Source organism: Halomonas sp. KAO, assembly GCF_015595025.1.
Classification (GTDB): Bacteria; Pseudomonadota; Gammaproteobacteria; order Pseudomonadales; family Halomonadaceae; genus Halomonas.
Genome location: NZ_JADNRL010000019.1, coordinates 499386 through 518755 on the forward strand (window position 1 = coordinate 499386; position 19370 = coordinate 518755).

At 65.4% G+C, this 19370-nt stretch carries 17 protein-coding genes; 10 read left to right on the top strand and 7 right to left on the bottom strand.

The features are described from left to right. Nucleotides 1–200 precede the first annotated feature (200 nt). Nucleotides 201–1457 (top strand): 6-phosphofructokinase, encoded by a 1257-nt coding sequence (locus IOC61_RS08525; protein WP_195688413.1) that lies wholly within the window; start codon nucleotides 201–203, stop codon nucleotides 1455–1457. 259 nt (nucleotides 1458–1716) lie between these two features. Here the strand turns inward: IOC61_RS08525 and IOC61_RS08530 are convergent, their stop codons facing one another. Further along, a complete protein-coding gene (locus IOC61_RS08530) occupies nucleotides 1717–3450 on the bottom strand; it encodes a protein kinase domain-containing protein (RefSeq protein WP_195688414.1) in 1734 nt (577 codons plus the stop codon). A 231-nt stretch (nucleotides 3451–3681) separates the two neighbouring features. On the opposite strand from IOC61_RS08530, the gene ppa reads away from it, so the two are divergent. Continuing rightward, a complete protein-coding gene (gene ppa, locus IOC61_RS08535; RefSeq protein WP_195688415.1) occupies nucleotides 3682–4212 on the top strand; it encodes an inorganic diphosphatase in 531 nt (176 codons plus the stop codon). Nucleotides 4213–4341: 129 nt separating this feature from the next. On the opposite strand, the gene IOC61_RS08540 is transcribed toward ppa, so the two are convergent. Next, a complete protein-coding gene (locus tag IOC61_RS08540) occupies nucleotides 4342–5565 on the bottom strand; it encodes a DUF2333 family protein (protein ID WP_195688416.1) in 1224 nt (407 codons plus the stop codon). Nucleotides 5566–5844: 279 nt separating this feature from the next. Between IOC61_RS08540 and dsbD the strand changes: the two genes are divergently transcribed. The 7 genes from dsbD to purH all read left to right on the top strand — a co-directional run bounded on the left by dsbD (nucleotide 5845) and on the right by purH (nucleotide 13959). After that, nucleotides 5845–7722, top strand: a complete 1878-nt coding sequence (gene dsbD / locus IOC61_RS08545; protein WP_195688417.1) for a protein-disulfide reductase DsbD — start codon at nucleotides 5845–5847, stop codon at nucleotides 7720–7722. A 239-nt stretch (nucleotides 7723–7961) separates the two neighbouring features. Further along, a complete protein-coding gene (gene accB / locus IOC61_RS08550) occupies nucleotides 7962–8429 on the top strand; it encodes an acetyl-CoA carboxylase biotin carboxyl carrier protein (RefSeq protein ID WP_195688418.1) in 468 nt (155 codons plus the stop codon). A gap of 59 nt (nucleotides 8430–8488) precedes the next feature. Next, nucleotides 8489–9832 (top strand): acetyl-CoA carboxylase biotin carboxylase subunit, encoded by a 1344-nt coding sequence (gene accC, locus IOC61_RS08555; RefSeq protein ID WP_195688419.1) that lies wholly within the window; start codon nucleotides 8489–8491, stop codon nucleotides 9830–9832. Nucleotides 9833–9906: 74 nt separating this feature from the next. Then, complete coding sequence (gene prmA / locus IOC61_RS08560; protein ID WP_195688420.1) at nucleotides 9907–10821, top strand: 50S ribosomal protein L11 methyltransferase; 915 nt, start codon at nucleotides 9907–9909, stop codon at nucleotides 10819–10821. Between the two features lie 79 nt (nucleotides 10822–10900). Further along, a complete protein-coding gene (gene dusB / locus IOC61_RS08565; RefSeq protein ID WP_195688421.1) occupies nucleotides 10901–11962 on the top strand; it encodes a tRNA dihydrouridine synthase DusB in 1062 nt (353 codons plus the stop codon). A gap of 29 nt (nucleotides 11963–11991) precedes the next feature. Next, on the top strand, nucleotides 11992–12279 hold the full coding sequence (gene fis, locus IOC61_RS08570) for a DNA-binding transcriptional regulator Fis (protein WP_420706337.1): 288 nt from the start codon (nucleotides 11992–11994) through the stop codon (nucleotides 12277–12279). A gap of 99 nt (nucleotides 12280–12378) precedes the next feature. After that, nucleotides 12379–13959, top strand: coding sequence for a bifunctional phosphoribosylaminoimidazolecarboxamide formyltransferase/IMP cyclohydrolase (gene purH, locus IOC61_RS08575; protein ID WP_195688423.1), 1581 nt, complete (start codon nucleotides 12379–12381; stop codon nucleotides 13957–13959). A gap of 172 nt (nucleotides 13960–14131) precedes the next feature. On the opposite strand, the gene IOC61_RS08580 is transcribed toward purH, so the two are convergent. The 3 genes from IOC61_RS08580 to folE all read right to left on the bottom strand — a co-directional run bounded on the left by IOC61_RS08580 (nucleotide 14132) and on the right by folE (nucleotide 16711). Beyond that, nucleotides 14132–15589, bottom strand: coding sequence for an NAD-dependent succinate-semialdehyde dehydrogenase (locus tag IOC61_RS08580; RefSeq protein WP_195688424.1), 1458 nt, complete (start codon nucleotides 15587–15589; stop codon nucleotides 14132–14134). Nucleotides 15590–15692: 103 nt separating this feature from the next. After that, nucleotides 15693–16094, bottom strand: coding sequence for a dihydroneopterin triphosphate 2'-epimerase (gene folX / locus IOC61_RS08585; protein ID WP_132041493.1), 402 nt, complete (start codon nucleotides 16092–16094; stop codon nucleotides 15693–15695). 59 nt (nucleotides 16095–16153) lie between these two features. Further along, on the bottom strand, nucleotides 16154–16711 hold the full coding sequence (gene folE / locus IOC61_RS08590; RefSeq protein WP_195688425.1) for a GTP cyclohydrolase I FolE: 558 nt from the start codon (nucleotides 16709–16711) through the stop codon (nucleotides 16154–16156). 271 nt (nucleotides 16712–16982) lie between these two features. Between folE and IOC61_RS08595 the strand changes: the two genes are divergently transcribed. Continuing rightward, nucleotides 16983–17525, top strand: coding sequence for a hypothetical protein (locus IOC61_RS08595; RefSeq protein WP_195688426.1), 543 nt, complete (start codon nucleotides 16983–16985; stop codon nucleotides 17523–17525). Nucleotides 17526–17609: 84 nt separating this feature from the next. On the opposite strand, the gene IOC61_RS08600 is transcribed toward IOC61_RS08595, so the two are convergent. Next, nucleotides 17610–18596 carry a serine/threonine protein kinase gene (locus IOC61_RS08600; RefSeq protein ID WP_195688427.1) on the bottom strand — a complete coding sequence of 329 codons (987 nt, stop codon included), beginning with the start codon at nucleotides 18594–18596 and terminating at the stop codon, nucleotides 17610–17612. A gap of 40 nt (nucleotides 18597–18636) precedes the next feature. Continuing rightward, nucleotides 18637–19353 (bottom strand): ComF family protein, encoded by a 717-nt coding sequence (locus IOC61_RS08605; protein ID WP_229333004.1) that lies wholly within the window; start codon nucleotides 19351–19353, stop codon nucleotides 18637–18639. Nucleotides 19354–19370 lie beyond the last annotated feature (17 nt).

The following is a 19370-nucleotide window of genomic DNA, read 5'->3' on the forward strand; positions in this document are numbered from 1 at the left end:
TGGATGGCGTCGGTAGCGCCCAGGGAGGGGTTTACAGCGCCTCCTCGTAGGCCTGTCGCCAGACCAGCCCCGAGCTTCCGAGCTGCCAAGCTTTCTGCGATACCCCCCGGGTGCAGGGCAAGGGGGTTTCGGCTAGAATCCCCTCCACCTTCAACCCCTTCCATCCCAACAGTAGCGACGACCAGGAGCAGAACAGCCCCATGGCCCATAACGCCTTCTACGCCCAGTCCGGCGGCGTCACCGCCGTGATCAACGCCAGCGCCTGTGGCGTGATCGAGGCCTGCCGCCGTCATCCCGACCAGATCGGCAAGGTCTATGCCGGCCACAACGGCATCATCGGCGCCCTCACCGAGGAGCTGATCGACGTCAGTCGAGAGTCAGACGAGGCGATCGCCGCACTGCGCCACACGCCGGGCGGCGCGTTCGGCTCCTGCCGCTACAAGCTCAAGGACATCGAGACCCACCGCGCCCAGTACGAGCGGCTGATCGAGGTGTTCCGCGCCCACGATATCCGCTACTTCTTCTACAACGGTGGCGGCGACAGTGCCGACACCTGCCTCAAGGTCTCTCAGCTCTCCGAGAAGCTCGGCTACCCGCTCACCGCCATTCACGTGCCCAAGACCGTGGACAACGACCTGCCGATCACCGACAACTCGCCGGGCTTCGGCAGCGTGGCCAAGTATATTGCCACCTCGACCCTCGAGGCCTCGCTGGACATCGCCTCCATGTGCGCGACCTCCACCAAGGTCTTCGTGCTCGAGGTGATGGGCCGTCATGCCGGCTGGATCGCCGCCGCCGGCGCCCTGGCCGGCCAGGGCGAGGGTGAGCCGCCCCACCTGGTGATCTTCCCCGAGATCGCCTTCGACCGCGAGGCGGTGATGGCTCGCGTCGACCATGCGGTCAAGACGTACGGCTACTGCGTGATCGTGGTTTCCGAGGGGGCGCGCTACGAGGATGGCACCTTCCTCGCCGATGCCGGTAACACCGACGCCTTCGGCCATCGCCAGCTGGGCGGCGTGGCGCCGACCCTGGCCGGCATGGTCAAGCAGGACCTGGGCTACAAGTATCACTGGGCGGTGGCCGATTATCTGCAGCGCGCCGCCCGCCACCTGGCCTCCGCGACCGACGTGGAGCAGGCCTACGCCGTCGGCGAAGCGGCGGTGGAGCTGGCCATCGAGGGCAAGAATGCGATGATGCCGGCCATCAAGCGGGTCTCCGAGGCTCCCTACCAGTGGCGCATCGAGCCGGCCCCTCTCGCCGAGATCGCCAACCGCGAGAAGTTCATGCCCCGCGACTACATCAGCGAGAATGGCTTCGGCATCACCCAAGCCTGCCGTGATTACCTGCTGCCATTGATCCAGGGCGAGGACTTCCCCCCGTTCGATAACGGCCTGCCCCGGGTGGCAAAGCTTGCCAAGCACCGCGTCGAGCGCAAGCTGCCCGACTTCGAGCTGTAAAAACCCTATCGCACGATAAATCGCGCTCCTACCAATTAACCCCACCAGGCCACTTCCTGGTGGGGTTTCTCGTTCTCAGCCTCACCACATTAAGCAGCCAGGCTCGAAGCGGCCAAGCACCAAACAGCCAGAGGGGAGGCCTTCGGCCTCCACTCGCCCGGCATAGCCGGCCTGCTACTGACGCCCGGGGGAACGTGATTAATCGCGCGATCGTCAACTTGTGACTGATAGCACCTGGGGCAGCTTGGCGCTCGACGCTTTATCGCAGCAACCAGGAAAGCACCAGCAGCAGCAGCAGTATCGCAGCCACCCCCTGCCAGAATTGACCGGCATCCCGGAATCTCCCCGGGGCGCTACGCGTTTCCGGCTCGCGATGCAGGGTTGCCAACGGCTGGCGCAGCTCGCGCAGGAACTCCGACATCCGTCGATAGCGCAGCGCTCGCTGGGGATCCAGTGCCCGACGCAGCGCCTCGTCGAGGGCCTGGGGGACCTCGGGGTTGCGCTGCCGCGCGCTGCGATAGACCAGCTGCTCGAGGTCGGTATGCCGCAGCAGGCGGTTGGGGGGCACCTCGTAGGGCAACTCCCCGGTCAGCAGCCAGTAGACCGTGGAGGCATAGGAGTACTGGTCACTGCGCCGACCGATCCCGTCACCCAGCGCATACTCGGGAGCGCTGTGTTCGGTGAGCCCCACCTGACGCAGCAGTTCGTGGGCATCCTTGAGCCCCGCCCCGTCACGCCTTCGGCAGGCGCTGAAATCGGTCAACACCACCTTTCCATGAGGATCGATCAGCACATTGCCGGGATGGATCAGCTGATGCAGCAGCTCCCGGTGATGCAGGGCCTGCACCGCCTTGCCCAGCTGGTTGGCGATATCCAGGCGCTGGGCGAGGCTCGCCTGGGGGTGGCGTCGCGCCCAGTCGGCCAGCGTCTCACCCTCCACATAGGCCATCAGATAGTAGAGGTAGCGTCGTGGCCGCGACGGCTCCATGATACGCGCCACGAAGGGCGACTTGACGCGCTCCACCACCCACTGCTGCAGCAGGAAGTGCTCCAGATAGATATTGCGCAGGGAGAGCTCGGGGCTCGGCGCCTTCATCACCATCACACGCCCGCTCTGGAGGTCGCGCACTCGGTAGACGCGTGACTGGGCGGTACGCGACAGCACGGCCTGAACCTCCAGCCCCTCGAGGCGGTCCCCGGGCGAGAGCTCCGGCGGGATCGGCAGTTCGCCATACACCTTCGCCGGGTTGTCCGACTGCTCCTCGGGGAGCTCATCGATACGCAGCAGCTGAAAGCAGAACTGATCGGCCCCGTAGCCGCGGGACTGGGCACGCTCCACCGCCGCCTCGGCCAGCCGGTCGCAGGCGGCATGCAGATCACTGGCGTCCTGGCGGATCAGCTGCACATACTCGGATGGCATCAGGGTGCCCAGCACCGCCTGGGTGGTGAACAGGAAGAGGTCCCCCTGCTTGACCGGAAAGCGGACGTAATCGATATCGATGCTGTTATCCATGCCCAGTGCACGCGAGGGGTAGCGATAGCCCCCCAAGTCGGTGACATGGTCTCGCGTCAGCTGCTCGAACTCCGCCCCGCGCAGCCGGAACACCAGGGTGTCTCCCATATGGAAGAGGTGGCCCTCGGTGCCGCGCAGCACCAGGGCCGACAGCGAGGTGACGTAACTGCCGTCCGCCACCTGACGACTCTGACTATAGGTCCAGGCATTGAGCGCAAGCAGCACGCGAGTTGCCGAGGTCTTGATGTCCCAGTGGTCGGGGGTGGAGTAGTAGTCGCTCAGGAAGCTGCGCACACTGAGATCGCCGGCCTGCTTGGCCATGCTGTTGCGCTGGGTCGCATCGCTGATCAGCGCGCAGGCGCCCTTGGCGTTGAGCTGGGGGGGCTCGGGTAGGCATACCGACATGGAGCTGCGGTGCCGCCGGCGATCCGGCGCCACGAAGGCCTGACCAAAACTCAATGACAGCTGCGCGGGTGACACTCGCCTCTCCTTACCCGTTGAATCATGCGCGGCCATCATACACGCCGCGACCCGGCACGGGTGCAACAGCTTGACCCTAGTGGCACCTTGTGAGCACCGAAACGCGCGCCGGCACCTATGTCGAATTGGTATTCGGCCGGGCTGGCCCGTATAATTTTGCGGATTTTTTCTTCCAGACGACGCGCCAAGATCTTCTGCCAACCCCTTCTTTTACCAACCAAGGAAGCGACGATGAACTTCGATAATATCCCCGCCGGCAAGGAGCTACCGAACGACCTTTATGTGGCGATCGAGATCCCGGCCAACCACGCGCCGGTCAAGTACGAGATCGACAAGGACATGAGCGCCCTGCTGGTCGACCGCTTCATGGCCACCCCGATGTTCTACCCGGCCAACTACGGCTTCATCCCGCACACCCTGGCCGACGACGGTGACGCCCTGGACGCCCTGGTGGTTACCCCTTGCCCGGTCCAGCCCGGCAGCATCATCCGCGCCCGTCCGGTAGGCATCCTCAACATGACCGACGAAGCGGGCGAGGACGCCAAGCTGGTGTGCGTGCCGCATCAAAAGCTGTCCAGTCTCTATGACGACGTCCAGGAAGTGACCGACCTGCCCGAGCTGCTGCGCCAGCAGATCGCCCACTTCTTCGAGAACTACAAGGACCTCGAGAAGGGCAAGTGGGTCAAGGTGGAGTCCTGGGAGGGCGCCGAGGCGGCCCGCAAGGCCATCGAGAAGGCAGTCGACGCCTATCACAAGGCCTGATTCGAAGACCACTCCAGACCCGGCACTCTGCGCTCCCCGTCATGAGTGTCGAGCATAAACGCAGCGGGCCGCCCTTGAGGCGGCCCGCTGCGGTTTATGGGCATAGGAAACCCGGCCTAGGAAGCCAGCTCACTGCTCGGCAGCCTGGTCCTCTTGCGCTTCCGGCTCCACCTGGTCGTCCAGACTGGGCGCCTGAGCTGACTCGGCCTTCTGCTCGGTTTTCTGCTCAGTCTTCTGCTCGGCCTCCTGATAGTCGGTAGCTTCCTGCTCGGGCTCGGCGCGCTCCATATCGAGCACTTCAGGTTCGCTGGCGGGTGCTTGCTGGACTTCCTCTCCGGCCACTTTCTGCTCGGCACTCTCGGCAAGGCGAGTGATGATCGACTCGACCAGGTCGCGGGCCCGGCTGATGTGATGTGCCATCACCAGCGTATGATTGGCGAAGGGGCCGAAACCCTGGCCGCTCATCACCACCGGGCTCCACAGGCGACGCTGGGTCATGGCAAGCTCCGCCCGAAGCCGCTCCCACTGCTCGACAACCTCGGCCGCCCCCAGCACATCGGCCTGGTCACGCTGCACCCCCTCCAGCATCTGCACCAGCGCCCAGCCGGTGCCGCGCGCCTCGAAAAAGACGTTGTCGACCCGATACCAGGGGGTACCCTCGGGGAGCGCCTCGCCATCGATGGCGAGCTCCTGCAGCAGCTGATGCCCCTCGGCACCCGAGGCCAGACGCAACGACAGGTCGTCGAGATCTACGCGAACATCGGCCAGCCAGCGGCGCAGCCCCGCCCCGGGCACGAAGCCTTCGGCCTCCATGCCGCTCAATGCCATCAGCTGGCGGTCCAGGGCGGTCACCGCCGACATCAGGCGATCCTCGGTGGCGGGTCGATACCAGTCGAGGCCGTCGCCGGCCAGGCCACGAACCGCCTTCTCGAGATGCTCGACCTCGCCCGGATTCATCGAGGGCAGCGCCCGCGCCAGGTTCTTGGCCTGGATCAGCACACCTCGCTCCCAGCTCGGCATATTGTCCAGCCACAGGCCGGGCGGCAGCCGGTCATTACGCAGATAGCCGCCGGGCTTGTCGTAGAGTGTCTCGATGATGGAGGCCAGGGTCGCGACCGTTACCGCCCCTCTGGCGGCGGGTTCGCTGCCGGCATCACCGCGACGCTCCATGGGCACCCGCTCGACGCTGTGCGGCGCCGGTGTGCGACTCCACCAGGTCCCGAGCGCCAGCGTCACCACCAGATAGATCACCAGCAGTGCCAGCAACGGCTTCCAGATCCAGCCGTAGTCGGGCCGCTCCAGCGCTTCGATCTTCTTGCGACGCCTGGCGTCGCTGTTGCCCATCCAAGCCATGTGCAGGTTCCTTTCCTATACGAGACTTTTCTATATGAGATATGGAGCGTGCGACAACGTGGCACACCAGATGCCACCCTTCTCGATGAAGACACGCCCTCCCCTTGCGTTATCCTAGCACCCGACCCGTACAAGCGGTCAGCTCGACCTTGCCTGGAAAACAGGCCCTGATGCGAAACCTCTGCTGGATACATCGTCACGTCAGGGAACGCACCGGAACCCCGCGCGGCAAGCGAGGTCTGATCGCCAGTCACACTACCAACCAAGGACAGGACTTTCGTGATCCGCATTCAACGCCTAGCTCTGACCGCCCTGTTGCTCCTGCTGTTGCCGATCGCCGCCCTGGGACAGTGGTTTTCCAACGATGATTCGGAATTTCTGCCGGTACTGGAAGCCTTCCAGCCCAGCGCCTGGCATGATGGCGAGACCCTCTATATCGGCATGGAGGCGGAAGAGGAGCACTATCTCTATCGCCATCAGTTCGCGGTAAAGAGCGATACGGTAGCACTGGGTGAGCCCGATATCCCCGAAGGCACCTTCACCAGCGACGAGTTCCTCGGTGACGTCTACACATTCCGCGACAGCGTGGTCTTCGAGGTTCCCCTCGAGGAGGAGGCCAGCGGCGTGATCCCCGTCACGCTAACCTTTCAGGGCTGCGCCGATGCCGGCCTCTGCTACCCCCCGGAACATGTTGACCTGGACGCCGCCGAGCAGGAGGCACCCGCCGCCTTTGCCGGCTGGCAGGCATCGAATGCCGACTCTGGTTCCAGCTCCGACTCTGTCGAGAATGGGGGTGGCGACGCCTCCACCACAGCTCCCACCGCTCCCCAGAGCGAGGATGGCCGCTTTCAGACCCTGATGGCCGAAGCCAGCCTGCCGCTGACGCTGGGGCTGTTCTTCATCGCCGGCCTGGGGCTGACCTTTACGCCCTGCGTACTGCCCATGGTGCCGATCCTCTCCTCCATCATCGTCGGGCAGAACCCGAGCCGGCCGCGCGCCTTCGCGCTCTCCGCCAGCTATGTAGGGGGCATGGCACTCACCTACGCCCTCGTCGGGGTGCTGATGGGGCTGTTCGGAGCCGGACTGAATCTCCAGGCGCAACTGCAGTCCGCCCCGGTACTGATCACCTTTGCGGTACTCTTCACGATTTTCGCCCTGGCCATGTTCGGCGCCTTCGACCTGCGCCTCTCACCCCGGCTGGCCGGCCGCATCGACGCCTGGCAGGCCCGCGCCCAGCAGAGCGGCCCCGCCGGCCTGGCACTGACCGGGGCGCTGTCGGTTCTCGTGGTATCCCCCTGTGTCACAGCTCCGCTGGCCGGCGCCCTGGTCTTCATCTCCACCACCGGTGATGCGCTGCTGGGCGGGGCCGCCCTGCTCGCCCTGGGGCTGGGCATGGGCGTTCCCCTGCTGCTGGTGGGCACCTTCGGCACCACCCTGCTGCCCCGTAGCGGTGCCTGGATGAACGGCGTCAAGATCGCCTTCGGCATCCTGCTGCTGGGGGTGGCGATCTGGCTGGTCGAACGCCTGCTGCCGGCCACGCTGGTGTTGCTGCTGTGGGCCGGCCTGGCCGTCGGCACCGCGGTGGCGCTTGGCGCCATGTCCACCAACCTTCCCCAGGGATGGGCACGAGCACGCCAGGCCCTGGGACTGCTGCTGCTCGCCTGGGGGGTGGTGCTGGTTCTCGGTGCCGCCAGCGGCGCCAGCGACCCGCTGCGTCCCCTGGCGCCACTGACCGGTGGCGCGGGCTCATCGCCCGCTGCCGGCACCTCCGCGCCACAGGAGATCATCACGGTGGAGCGTCTCGACCAGCTGCATCAGGCTCTCGCCTCGGTGCCGGATGACCAGGCCGCCTTCGTTCATTTCACTGCCGACTGGTGCATCTCCTGCAAGCAGCTCGAGCGCCGGGTCTACCCGGACCCACGGGTGGCAGAGCCGCTCTCGGAGTTCGCTCGCATCAACGTCGACGTCACCGACAGCGACGCCAACAGCCGCGAACTCCTGGAGCGCTTCGAACTCTTCGGGCCTCCCAGCCTGCTATTCTTCCGTGCAGGCGAGGAGATCCGCGAGGCACGCATCCTGGGCGCACCGAATGCCGGAGAGCTTGCCAGCCACCTGACTGGTGTGCGCGACTGGCTCGACAGCGGAAGCGACGCCTGAGCCGCTCTCTTGACCAGGGAAGCAGCGAGGGAAAGCACCTTGAAACGCCCGTTCGAACAGCGTTTTCAACGGTACTGGACATCGCACGGGTTTTTCGGCAAACTCCGCCGCTATCCTCTTTTCATGGTCCGTAGAGGCGGAAGAGTCGCCATCTTGCCGCGATCTAATGAAACTTGGCCCGGGTTGACAGCGCCGGGCCAACGGCCATTCACCGCACCCAACCGATCGGGACGAACGTCATGGATATCCGCAAGGTCAAGAAGCTGATCGAGCTGCTGGAAGAATCGAACATCAGCGAAATCGAGATCCAGGAGGGCGAGGAGTCGGTCCGTATCAGCCGTCATCCCAATGGCGTGAGCTGGCAGCCCAGCATGCCTCAGGCCTATGCGCCTGCGGCACAGCCCGCCCCCGCCGCCGCACCGGCAGCCGCCGAGAGTGCCGAGCCGGCCGCCGCCGAGGGCCCCAGCTTCCAGGGTCAGGCCATCACCTCGCCCATGGTGGGCACCTTCTACCGCTCACCGGCTCCGGGCGCCAAGGCTTTCGTCGACGTCGGCTCCCAGGTCAAGAAGGGCGAAACGGTGTGTATCGTCGAGGCCATGAAGATGATGAACCAGATCGAGGCCGAGCGTGACGGCGTGGTCGAGGCCATCCTGGTCGAGGACGGCGAGCCGGTGGAATACGACCAGCCTCTGGTCGTGATCGCCTGAGCCCCGCTCCCCCTCAAATACCCGATACTGGTCATTCACTCGATACTGGCGGACCCATCATGCTGGACAAGGTTCTTATTGCCAACCGCGGCGAGATCGCCCTGCGCATCCTGCGTGCCTGCAAGGAGCTGGGTATCAGAACGGTGGCGGTCCACTCCAAGGCCGACCGTGAGCTGATGCACGTGCGCCTGGCCGACGAGGTCGTGTGCATCGGGCCGGCCTCCTCGGCCCAGTCCTACCTCAACATTCCGGCACTGATCAGTGCCGCCGAGGTCACCGACAGCAGCGCCATCCACCCCGGCTACGGCTTTCTCGCCGAGAATGCCAACTTCGCCGAACAGGTGGAGCGCTCCGGGTTTACCTTCATCGGTCCCACGGCCGAGACCATCCGCCTGATGGGCGACAAGGTCAGCGCCATCGAGTCGATGAAGAAGGCTGGCGTCCCCACCGTGCCTGGCTCCGATGGTCCCCTGCCCGAGGATGACGATGGCCAGATTCTGGCCACCGCACGCCGCATCGGCTACCCGGTGATCATCAAGGCCGCTGCCGGCGGCGGTGGTCGCGGCATGCGTGTGGTACACACCGAGGCTCACCTGCTCTCGGCGGTCACCGTGACCCGCACCGAGGCCCACTCGGCCTTCGGTGACGGCACCGTCTACATGGAGAAGTTCCTCCAGAACCCGCGCCACGTGGAAGTGCAGGTGCTGGCCGACGGCCAGGGCAACGCCATCCACCTCTATGACCGCGACTGCTCGCTGCAGCGCCGTCATCAGAAGGTGATCGAAGAGGCGCCGGCCCCCATGCTCGACCCCAAGGCCCGCGCGGAGGTGCTCGAGGCATGTCGCCAGGCATGCATCACCATCGGCTATCGCGGCGCCGGTACCTTCGAGTTTCTCTACGAGGATGGCCAGTTCTTCTTTATCGAGATGAATACCCGCGTACAGGTGGAGCATCCCATCACCGAGATGGTCACCGGCGTGGATATCATCAGGGAGCAGCTGCGCATCGCCTCCGGTCTGCCGCTCTCCATCCGCCAGGAGGACGTCACTCTCAACGGCCACGCTTTCGAGTGCCGCATCTGCGCCGAGGATCCGCGCACCTTCATCCCCTCCCCCGGCAAGGTGACCCTCTTTCACCCTCCGGGCGGTATCGGCGTGCGCATGGACTCTCATCTCTATACCGGCTACTCGGTGCCACCCCACTACGACTCCCTGATCGGCAAGCTGATCACCTGGGGCAGCGACCGTGAAACCGCCCTGACTCGCATGCGGGTTGCCCTGGACGAGCTGCTGGTGGAAGGCATCAAGACCAACACCGATCTGCACAAGGATCTGGTGCGTGATGGCGACTTCCGACAGGGCGGCGTCAATATCCACTATCTGGAGAAGAAGCTGGGCCTCTGACCTTCCCGGCTTCGGTATTCAGCGGGGCGGCCTCGGCCGCCCCGCTTGCGCTTCCCCTGCTTATCGGAGATCCCATGCCCTGGCTGCAACTCAAGGCCCACGTCGCCCCGGAACAGGCCGAGACCCTCGAGGAGCTGCTGCTCGCCGAGGGTGCCACCGCCATTACCCTGCAGGACGCCCACGACGACCCGGTCTTCGAGCCCGAGCGCGGCAGCACTCCGCTCTGGCACGAGACGGTGCTCACCGGACTGTACGACGACCTCGAGGGCGTCGACGCCATGCTTGAACGGGTCCAGCAGGCCTGGGCCGCCGAGCAGGCCGAGGACCCCTGCCCCGAGATCTCCGTGGAGCTGCTCGCCGATCGCGACTGGGAGCGCGAATGGATGGAGGACTTCGTGCCGCTGCAGATGGGTGAGCGACTATGGATCGTGCCCAGCTGGCACACGCCGCCCGAGCCCGGTGCGGTCAACCTGCATCTCGACCCGGGGCTCGCCTTCGGCACCGGCACGCACCCCACTACCGCCCTCTGCCTGGCGTGGCTCGACGCCCTCGCCATCTGCGAGGCCCTGGAGGGTCAGACGGTGCTCGATATCGGTACCGGTTCGGGCATCCTGGCCATCGCCGCCCTCAAGCTGGGGGCCAGGCAGGCGGTGGCGACCGACATCGACCCCCAGGCCCTGACGGCAAGCCGCGACAACGCCGAGCGTAACGGCGTGCAGGAGCAGGCCCTGCACCTCTGCTACCCCGAACAGCTCGACGACGCAGAGACATTCCCCGTGGTGGTGGCCAATATCCTCGCCGGGCCACTGGTCGAGATGGCGCCGATGATCGCAGGCCATGTCGCCCCCGGGGGGCGCCTGGCGCTCTCCGGCATCCTCGAGGGCCAGGCCGAACAGGTGCTGCAGGCCTATCGCGAGCAGGGCCTGCGGATGGATGAACCGGTCACCCGCGAAGGGTGGGTTCGCCTGACCGGCCGTCGCCCGGCCTAGGCTCGCCCTCACCACCACTTCACCCTACCCGGCGGGGGGCGTATGATATGCCCCCCTCTAGCCTCCACTGCCCCGAGCCATGTTCGACGCCAGTCAGTCACTTCCCCGCATCGCCCACCATACGCTGCCGAATCGGACGATCCTGGCACCGATGGCCGGCGTCACCGACCGCCCGTTCCGGCAGCTGTGTCGGCAGCTGGGCGCCGGCATGGTGGTGGGCGAGATGGTCACCTCGGACCCCAGCCTGTGGCATACCCGCAAGTCACAGCTGCGCATGGACCACCGGGGCGAGCCGGGACCACGCAACGTGCAGATCGCCGGGGGCGATGCCGCCATGCTTGCCGAGGCCGCCCGCTTCAATGCCGACCAGGGTGCCGAGATCATCGATATCAACATGGGCTGCCCGGCCAAGAAGGTCTGCAACAAGGCCGCCGGCTCCGCCCTGCTGCGCGACGAGGCGCTGGTGGCCGAGATCCTGACGGCGGTGGTGGCGGCGGTGGATATCCCGGTCACGCTGAAGATCCGTACCGGCTGGTGTGCCGAGAGCAACAACGGGCTGCGCGTGGCACGCCTGGCCGAAGAGGCCGGCATCCAGGCCCTGGCGGTACACGGTCGCCATCGCCAGCAGCGTTATTCCGGTTACGCCGAATACGACACCATCTCGGCCATCAAGGCGGCGGTGAAGATTCCGGTATTCGCCAATGGCGATATCGACTCTCCCGAGAAGGCCGCCGCCGTCCTCGACTATACTGGCGCTGATGCGGTGATGATCGGCCGGGGCGCCCAGGGCAACCCCTGGATCTTCCGCGAGATCGACCACTACCTGCGCCATGGCGTCTGCCTGCCCCCGCCCGGCGATGACGAACGCGCGAGGGTGCTGCGCCACCACCTGAACGCGCTACATGACTTCTATGGCGACTTCATGGGGGTGCGCATCGCGCGCAAGCACGTCGGCTGGTACCTGGCCGGCGATATCCGCCTCAACGAGGGGCAGCGACGTGAACTGAAGGGACGCTTCAACCGTCTCGAAAGCCGTGCCGACCAGCATCGTTTTATCGACGACCTCTTTGGTCATGCCCCCTCGCCCGCCATAGCACCGGACGAGCAGGGCGCGACCGCGAAAGGAATACGAGCCGCATGACCAGTCAAGCCCTTCCCTCCGACCCACAGATGTCAACCGGCCACCCGTCGCAGGATGCCAGCACCGAGCTGTCCGCGCCGGCAGGTGGCCAGCAGCCGCTGCGTGAAGCGGTGGAGCTCTCCATGCGCCGCTATTTCGCCCATTTGGATGGCGGCGAGGTGACCGGCCTCCATGCCATGGTGATGGCCGAGGTCGAGGCCCCGCTGCTCGCCTCGGTGCTCGAACACACCCAGGGCAACCAGACCCGCGCCGCCGAGATGCTCGGCCTCAATCGCGGCACGCTGCGCAAGAAGCTCAAGCAGTATGACCTGATATGACGCAGGGAGCCTCTGGCTCCCTGCGGTGCGTCTCACGACCCGCCACCACCCCCTTTCGCATCCACCACCCACCGCCCCAGACGTCAAGAGAGTGTCCCCATGGCCCAAGCCTCCTCCCTCCCGGTACGCCGTGCCCTGATCAGCGTTTCCGACAAGACCGGCATCGTCGACTTCGCTCGTGGACTCAGCGAGCATGGCGTCGAACTGCTCTCCACCGGCGGCACCTTCCGCCTGCTCCAGGAGAACGGTATTGCGGTCATCGAGGTGTCCGAACACACCGGCTTCCCCGAGATCATGGACGGCCGCGTCAAGACCCTGCACCCGAAGATCCACGGTGGCATCCTCGGCCGTCGTGGCCAGGACGATGCGGTGATGGCCGAGCATGACATCACGCCTATCGACATGGTGGTGGTCAATCTCTACCCCTTCGCCCAGACGGTCGCCAAGCCTGACTGCACCCTCACGGACGCCATCGAGAACATCGATATCGGTGGCCCCACCATGGTGCGTGCCTGCGCCAAGAACCACGCTCACACCAGCATCGTGGTCGATGCCGCCGACTACGCCCGGGTGCTGGGCGAGATCGCCTCCCAGGATGGCAAGGTATCGGAGGCGACCCGCTTCGACCTGGCCGTCAAGGCCTTCGAGCACACCGCGGGCTACGACGCCGCCATCGCCGACTATCTCGGCCAGCGGGTACAGGGTGGCGAGGATGGCTTCCCGCGCACCTACAACCTGCAGTTCGAGAAGAAGCAGTCCATGCGCTACGGCGAGAACCCGCACCAGAAGGCGGCCTTCTATGTCGAGAGCGATGCCAGCGAGCCCAGCGTGGCCACCGCCGTGCAGCTCAATGGCAAGGCGCTCTCGTTCAACAACGTCGCCGATACCGACGCCGCCTTCGAGTGCGTGAAGGCCTTCACCGATACCGCCTGCGTGATCGTGAAGCATGCCAACCCCTGCGGCGTGGCGGTCGGCGCCAGCGCCCTGGAAGCCTATGACAAGGCGTTCGCCACCGATCCCACCAGCGCCTTCGGCGGCATCATCGCCTTCAACGTGCCACTGGACGCCGACACCGCGCGCGCCATCATCGACCGCCAGTTCGTCGAGGTAATCATCGCCCCGGGGGTCGACGACGAGGCCGCCGGCATCGTCGCCGAGAAGCAGAACGTGCGTCTGCTCGACGTGGGCGCCAGCTGGCCAGGCGAGCGCGGCCATGCCCACGATTTCAAGCGCGTCACCGGTGGCCTGCTGGTCCAGGACCGCGACCTGGGTATGGTCGGGCGCGACGAGCTCACCGTGGTCAGCGAGCGGGTGCCGACCGAGCAGGAGCTGCGCGACCTGGCCTTCGCCTGGAAGGTGGCCAAGTACGTCAAGTCCAACGCCATCGTCTATGCCAAGGATGGCCAAACCATCGGCGTGGGAGCCGGCCAGATGAGCCGCGTCTACTCGGCCAGGATCGCCGGCATCAAGGCCGCCGACGAGGGCCTCTCGGTTCCCGGCTCGGTGATGGCCAGCGACGCCTTCTTCCCGTTTCGTGATGGCATCGATGCCGCCGCCGCCGCCGGCATCGCCGCGGTGATCCAGCCCGGCGGTTCCATGCGCGACCAGGAAGTGATCGACGCCGCCAACGAGGCCGGCATCGCCATGGTGTTTACCGGCATGCGCCACTTCAGGCACTAAGCGCCTGCGGCGAGCGGCAAGCTATAAGCTGTAAGCTGTAAGCTGTAAGCTGTAAGCTGTAAGCACAGCGTAAACAGCCGCCATAATCAGAAAACCCCGTCGGCCATGGCCGACGGGGTTTTCGTTTCTTACAGCTTAAGGCGTAAAGCTTACGGCTCCGGGCCAAGCCCGGTCAGCCGAGATCAATACAGAGGTACTTGGTCTCCAGGAACTCCTCCAGTCCCTGGTGGCCACCCTCGCGACCGAGTCCGGACTCCTTGACACCACCGAAGGGCGCGGCGGCGTTGGAGATCAACCCGGTGTTGATTCCCACCATGCCGTACTCCAGGGCGTCGGCGACACGCCATACGCGCCCCAGGTCCCGAGAGTAGAAGTAGGCGGCGAGGCCATACTCGGTATCATTGGCCATCTCCACGGCACTCTCCTCGTCATCGAAGGGGAACACCGCCGCCAGCGGACCGAAGGTCTCTTCTCGAGCCACCTGCATCTGCTCGGTGGCGAAGCTGATCAGGGTCGGCGTGAAGAAGTTGCCGCCCAGCGGGTGGGGGTGGCCCCCCAGCAGCAGCTCGGCCCCCTTGTCCACGGCGTCATGGACATGTTCACTGACCTTGTCAACCGCCTTGTGGTCGATCAAGGGGCCGATATTGATATCGGGCTGGGTGCCATCGCCGACCCTGAGCTCGCTGTTCATGGCCACGGCAAGCTTTTCGCAGAAGGCATTGACCACACTGGACTGCACCAGGAAGCGGTTGGTGCAGACGCAGGTCTGGCCGGCATTGCGGAACTTGGCCGCCATGGCGCCCTCCACCGCGGCGTCCAGGTCGGCATCCTCGAAGACGATAAAGGGCGCATTGCCGCCCAGTTCGAGGGATATCTTCTGGATGTGCTGGGAGGCGCTGGCCATCAGCTCGCGACCCACCTCGGTGGAGCCGGTGAAGGTGATCTTACGCACCAGCGGCGACTCGGTCATGGCCGCGGCGATCTCGCTGGCACGCCCCGGCACCACGTTGAACACCCCGCGCGGGACACCGGCGCGCTCGGCCAGCAGGGCCAGGGCGGTAGCAGAGAACGGCGTCTGGCTGGCCGGCTTGCAGACGATGGTGCAGCCCGCGGCCAACGCCGCCCCCGCCTTGCGGGTAATCATGGCCGCCGGGAAGTTCCAGGGGGTGATGGCCCCCACCACTCCGACGGGCTGCTTGGTGACCACGATACGCTGATTGCCCTTGGCGGGCGGGATGGTTTCACCGTAGACACGCCGGGCCTCCTCGGCGAACCAGCGCAGGAAGCTGGCCGCATAGGCGATCTCACCGGCGGCCTCCTTGAGCGGCTTGCCCTGCTCATGGGTCATGATCATTGCCAGGTCATTCTGATGCTCCAGCATCAGGTCATGCCACTTCATCAGGATGTCGGCGCGCTCCAGGGCACTCAGCGCCCGCCAGGCCGGCAGCGCGGCATAAGCGGCATCGATGGCCCGCTCGGTCTCGGCACGCCCCAGGCGCGGCACATCGCCCACGGCCTCACCGGTGGCCGGGTTGATCACCTGAATCTGCTCACCGCTGTCGGCGGCCACCCAGCTGCCGTCGATATAGGCGAAGGGGCAGTAGAGTTGCGTTTCCTTGAGGGCTTCCATGACGTTCTCCTGCCGCGTTGCGGCACTGACCAGTTTGACCTCATGCTAAGCGCAAAGTCCCCGACACTCCAAGTGACGGGGCCACATTATTCCCACGGCGAGATCAACGCGGCTTGCGACTCTCGGACAGGGTGATGGAAACCGAGTCGGCGAAGCGCAGGGCATGGGGCTTGTCGATCTCGACCTGGGCCGTCAACACCTGTTCGTGGGACATGATCAGGTCGAGCACCTCGCGGGTCATACGCTCGAGCAGCAGGAAACGGTTCTCCTCGACGTGGGCGATCACCTGCTTGGTAATGGTGCGGTAGTTCAGCGCCTGCTCGATATGGTTGAACGCCACCGCCTTGTCGGCGCGATAGCGTATTACCGCGTTGATCACCACATCCTGGCGATTGGCAATCTCCTCCTCCTTGATGCCGATATGGGTGCGCAGGCGGAGGTTCTTGATGCGAATGGTCGCCAGACCATGGTCGAAGTGCTGGTCATCGATGGCGTGCAGCGGCATGGCCGACTCTCCTCAATAAGTGCGCCAGGGAAATGCATCCGAGCGTGCCCCGGGACGAATCAGCGCCCGTTGATCAGGGTCAGAAACTCCTGGCGGGTCGCTGGATTCTCGCGGAAGCCACCGAGCATCACCGAGGAGGTCATGCTGGAGTTCTGCTTCTCGACGCCGCGCATCATCATGCACAGGTGACGGGCCTCGACCACCACCGCCACGCCGCGAGCGTCGGTCACCTCCTGCACGGCCTCGGCGATCTGGCGGGTGAGGCTCTCCTGGATCTGCATGCGTCGAGCGAACATGTCGACGATACGCGCAAACTTGGAGAGGCCCAGCACCTTGCCATCGGGCAGATAGGCGATATGGCACTTGCCGATAAAGGGCAGCAGGTGATGTTCGCACATGGAGTAGAGCTCGATGTCCTTGACCAGCACCATCTCGTCGGTCTCCGACTCGAAGACGGCGCCATTGACGATCTCCTCCAGCGACTGAAGATAGCCGTGGTTGAGAAACTGCATGGCCTTGGCGGCCCGCTTTGGCGTATCACGCAGCCCTTCCCGTTCGGGGTCCTCGCCCAGTGCAAGGATAATCTGCCGATAGTGGTTGGCGAGCTCTTCTGTCATGGGGGGCTCCGTCAAGTCGTCGCTGGTTGCCGCATTTCATGTGCAATATATATACAGAATCTCTGAAGCGTACAAGATTCTAACATCCCGAGCCTATAGTCTATCAGCCCACCCTCCTGGTTCGGCACTTCGCCGCCACTTTCTCGCTTTACCCATCCCTGCTCGGCTCGCGACATGCTGCCGCACCTCGACAAGGTCGATGAGTCGATGCATCAGGCTGTGATAGTATGCAGGTTTTCATGCTGTGCAGACCTTTCCGCGAGAGCCCGACATGACCAAGACATCCCTGCTGCTGGGCCTGCTGCTGGCCCCCTCCCTGGCCTTCGCCGCCACCCTGGAACTGCCTGCCGATGCTCGCCTGGAAGTGCAGGTTGTCGAGTCATTGAGCCTCGACCCCGACACACCCCGCCATGACGACGTCCTGCTGCGGCCGGTGGCCAACGGCAGCGGGAGCCACCAGGTGCCCGATTACTGCGTGATGGTCGGCGACGCACAGCTCGATGGTGAGCGCATCCGCATCACCACCTCCAGCGTCACCTGTATCGACACCGAAGGCAGCGACAGCCATATCTACAGCGGCGAGATCTCCGCGGCGGCCTACGGCAGCGACGGCAAGTTCGGCATCGACGCGTGTCAGGATGGCCGCTGCGAGCTCTCTCCGGAGCACGGTTTCGAACTCCAGCTGGCCAGCGACCTGGCCATCGAGGAGCAGGAGAACCCCTCCGAGCAGATCAATATCGAACGGCGTCAGGCCGAAGGCAGCGGTGTCGCCAACCCGATCCCCGCCGACCAGCCCGATCCCGACGACTCGTAACCCTGATCTGCACTACTTTTTGCAAGGGTCTGGTTTTGCAAGGGCCTGGCCTTGTCGTCCAGCGACAGGACCAGGCCCCTGCCCTTATGCCAGCCAGCGCGGCGCGCTATCCAGCGCCAGGCGCTGCTGCTCCAGCGTTCTGATATGCGACTCCCAGTAGCCATTATCGGCCACCCAGGGGAAGGCGGCCGGAAAGGCCGGATCCTCCCAGCGTGATACCAGCCAGGCACTGTAGCGCAGCAGCCGCAGGGTCCGCAGCGGCTCGGTCAGGGCCAGTTCACGGCGATCGAACTCACGCTGCTGCTCATAGCCTTCGATCACCTCCGAGAGCTGCATATGCCGCTCTTCGGGCGCCTGTGCGGTGATCAGCATCCACAGGTCCTGCACCGCCGGGGCCATCAGGCAGTCGTCGAAGTCCACCAGCGCGAAGCGGTCGTCGCGGCCCAGGATATTCCCGATATGGCAGTCACCGTGGACCCTAATCTGCCGCTCCGGGCTCCAGCGATACTCCGCCAGCGCCTCGTGCAGTGCCGCCGTGACCCGCTCGTAGGCCTGGCGCTGTCGTTGGTCCAGCCAGGGGCCGGCGAGCACCCGCTCGCGGGCATCGATCACCATCGCGTCCAGATCCAACACACCTCGCTGCCCGAAGGAGGCACGCTCCCCCACCGCATGCACGCTGCCGATCAGCTCGCCCAGGGCAAACAGATGGTCGGGATTCTCCAGCTCCGGGGCCTGGCCGGGGAGCTGGGGAAAGAGCGCGAAGCGAAACCCCTCGGCATGCAGCAGGCTGCGCCCATCGCCATCACGCCACGGCGCGGCCACCGCCACGCCTGCTGACGCGAGTTCGGCGAGGAAGTCGTGCTCTTCCTGGATACAGGCATCGCTCCAGCGCTCCGGTCGATAGAACTTCGCCACCCAGCGACGACGCTCGTCATCATGAACCAGGTAGACTCGGTTCTCGTAGCTGTTCAGCGCAAAGGGCTCACCGGGCAGCCAGAACCCCAGCGACTCGATGGCCGCCACGACCCGAGCCGGCGACAGCGTGGAGAAGGGGTGATGATCGGCGTCCATGGTCCATCCTCCAGAAAACCCCTACTCTACCAGGCCTGACTCATGTTTCCCCCAGCGGCGTGCGGGCTATCGCCCAGGCCTCGACCTCCTCGGCCCCGGCGGCCAGACAGGCCAGGGCCAGCGCCTCCAGGGTCGCCCCGGTGGTCATCACATCGTCGAGCAGCACCACTCGAGATGGCAGGGGCCCCACCACGCGAAATCCGCGCCTCAGGTTGCTCCGGCGCTGTTGGCGATCGAGCCCACGCTGACTGGGCGTGTCACGCAGACGAGTGCCATGACGCAACGGCACCCTCAGTCGCGAGGCCAGGCGCTTCGCCAGCCATTCGGCCTGATCGAAACCCCGGCCACGGGCACGGCTGGCATGCAGCGGCACCGGTACCAGTGCCTGGGGCCAGGCTCGTGCCTCCTCGGTGAGCGACGCCTCCAGCAACGCCAGCAGCACCATCCCCGCCCTCGGCGAGGCCCGAAACTTGAAGCGACGCACCAGCCAGGCCACCTCCTCGCTATAGCGCAGTGGTACCCGAGCACGCACGAAGGCCGGAGCGCGTCGCAGGCAAGTACCACAACGGCGCCCCTGGCTGGCCCCGGGCTGCGGCTCGGCACAGACAGGACAGGCGGGCAGGTTCCAGGGCAGTGTCTCGAAGCAGTCGCGACACCAGGGGCGATCATCGAGCGCCGGTGCCAGGCAGAAGGCACAGCGGCCCGGCAGGGCTCGGCGCAGGGCGCTGTCAACTATAAACTTTACACGGGTTGACATCTCGAGCCCGACCCGTA

Bases quoted from the DNA above. Each gene is read 5' to 3' on its own strand.
- ppa (WP_195688415.1), top strand. From the start codon at position 3,682: ATGAACTTCGATAATATCCCCGCCGGCAAGGAGCTACCGAACGACCTT.
- IOC61_RS08605 (WP_229333004.1), bottom strand. From the start codon at position 19,353: ATGTCAACCCGTGTAAAGTTTATAGTTGACAGCGCCCTGCGCCGAGCC.
- folE (WP_195688425.1), bottom strand. From the start codon at position 16,711: ATGACAGAAGAGCTCGCCAACCACTATCGGCAGATTATCCTTGCACTG.
- IOC61_RS08525 (WP_195688413.1), top strand. From the start codon at position 201: ATGGCCCATAACGCCTTCTACGCCCAGTCCGGCGGCGTCACCGCCGTG.
- folX (WP_132041493.1), bottom strand. From the start codon at position 16,094: ATGCCGCTGCACGCCATCGATGACCAGCACTTCGACCATGGTCTGGCG.
- fis (WP_420706337.1), top strand. From the start codon at position 11,992: ATGTCAACCGGCCACCCGTCGCAGGATGCCAGCACCGAGCTGTCCGCG.
- IOC61_RS08540 (WP_195688416.1), bottom strand. From the start codon at position 5,565: ATGGCTTGGATGGGCAACAGCGACGCCAGGCGTCGCAAGAAGATCGAA.
- accB (WP_195688418.1), top strand. From the start codon at position 7,962: ATGGATATCCGCAAGGTCAAGAAGCTGATCGAGCTGCTGGAAGAATCG.
- IOC61_RS08580 (WP_195688424.1), bottom strand. From the start codon at position 15,589: ATGGAAGCCCTCAAGGAAACGCAACTCTACTGCCCCTTCGCCTATATC.
- accC (WP_195688419.1), top strand. From the start codon at position 8,489: ATGCTGGACAAGGTTCTTATTGCCAACCGCGGCGAGATCGCCCTGCGC.
- dusB (WP_195688421.1), top strand. From the start codon at position 10,901: ATGTTCGACGCCAGTCAGTCACTTCCCCGCATCGCCCACCATACGCTG.
- prmA (WP_195688420.1), top strand. From the start codon at position 9,907: ATGCCCTGGCTGCAACTCAAGGCCCACGTCGCCCCGGAACAGGCCGAG.
- IOC61_RS08600 (WP_195688427.1), bottom strand. From the start codon at position 18,596: ATGGACGCCGATCATCACCCCTTCTCCACGCTGTCGCCGGCTCGGGTC.
- IOC61_RS08595 (WP_195688426.1), top strand. From the start codon at position 16,983: ATGACCAAGACATCCCTGCTGCTGGGCCTGCTGCTGGCCCCCTCCCTG.
- purH (WP_195688423.1), top strand. From the start codon at position 12,379: ATGGCCCAAGCCTCCTCCCTCCCGGTACGCCGTGCCCTGATCAGCGTT.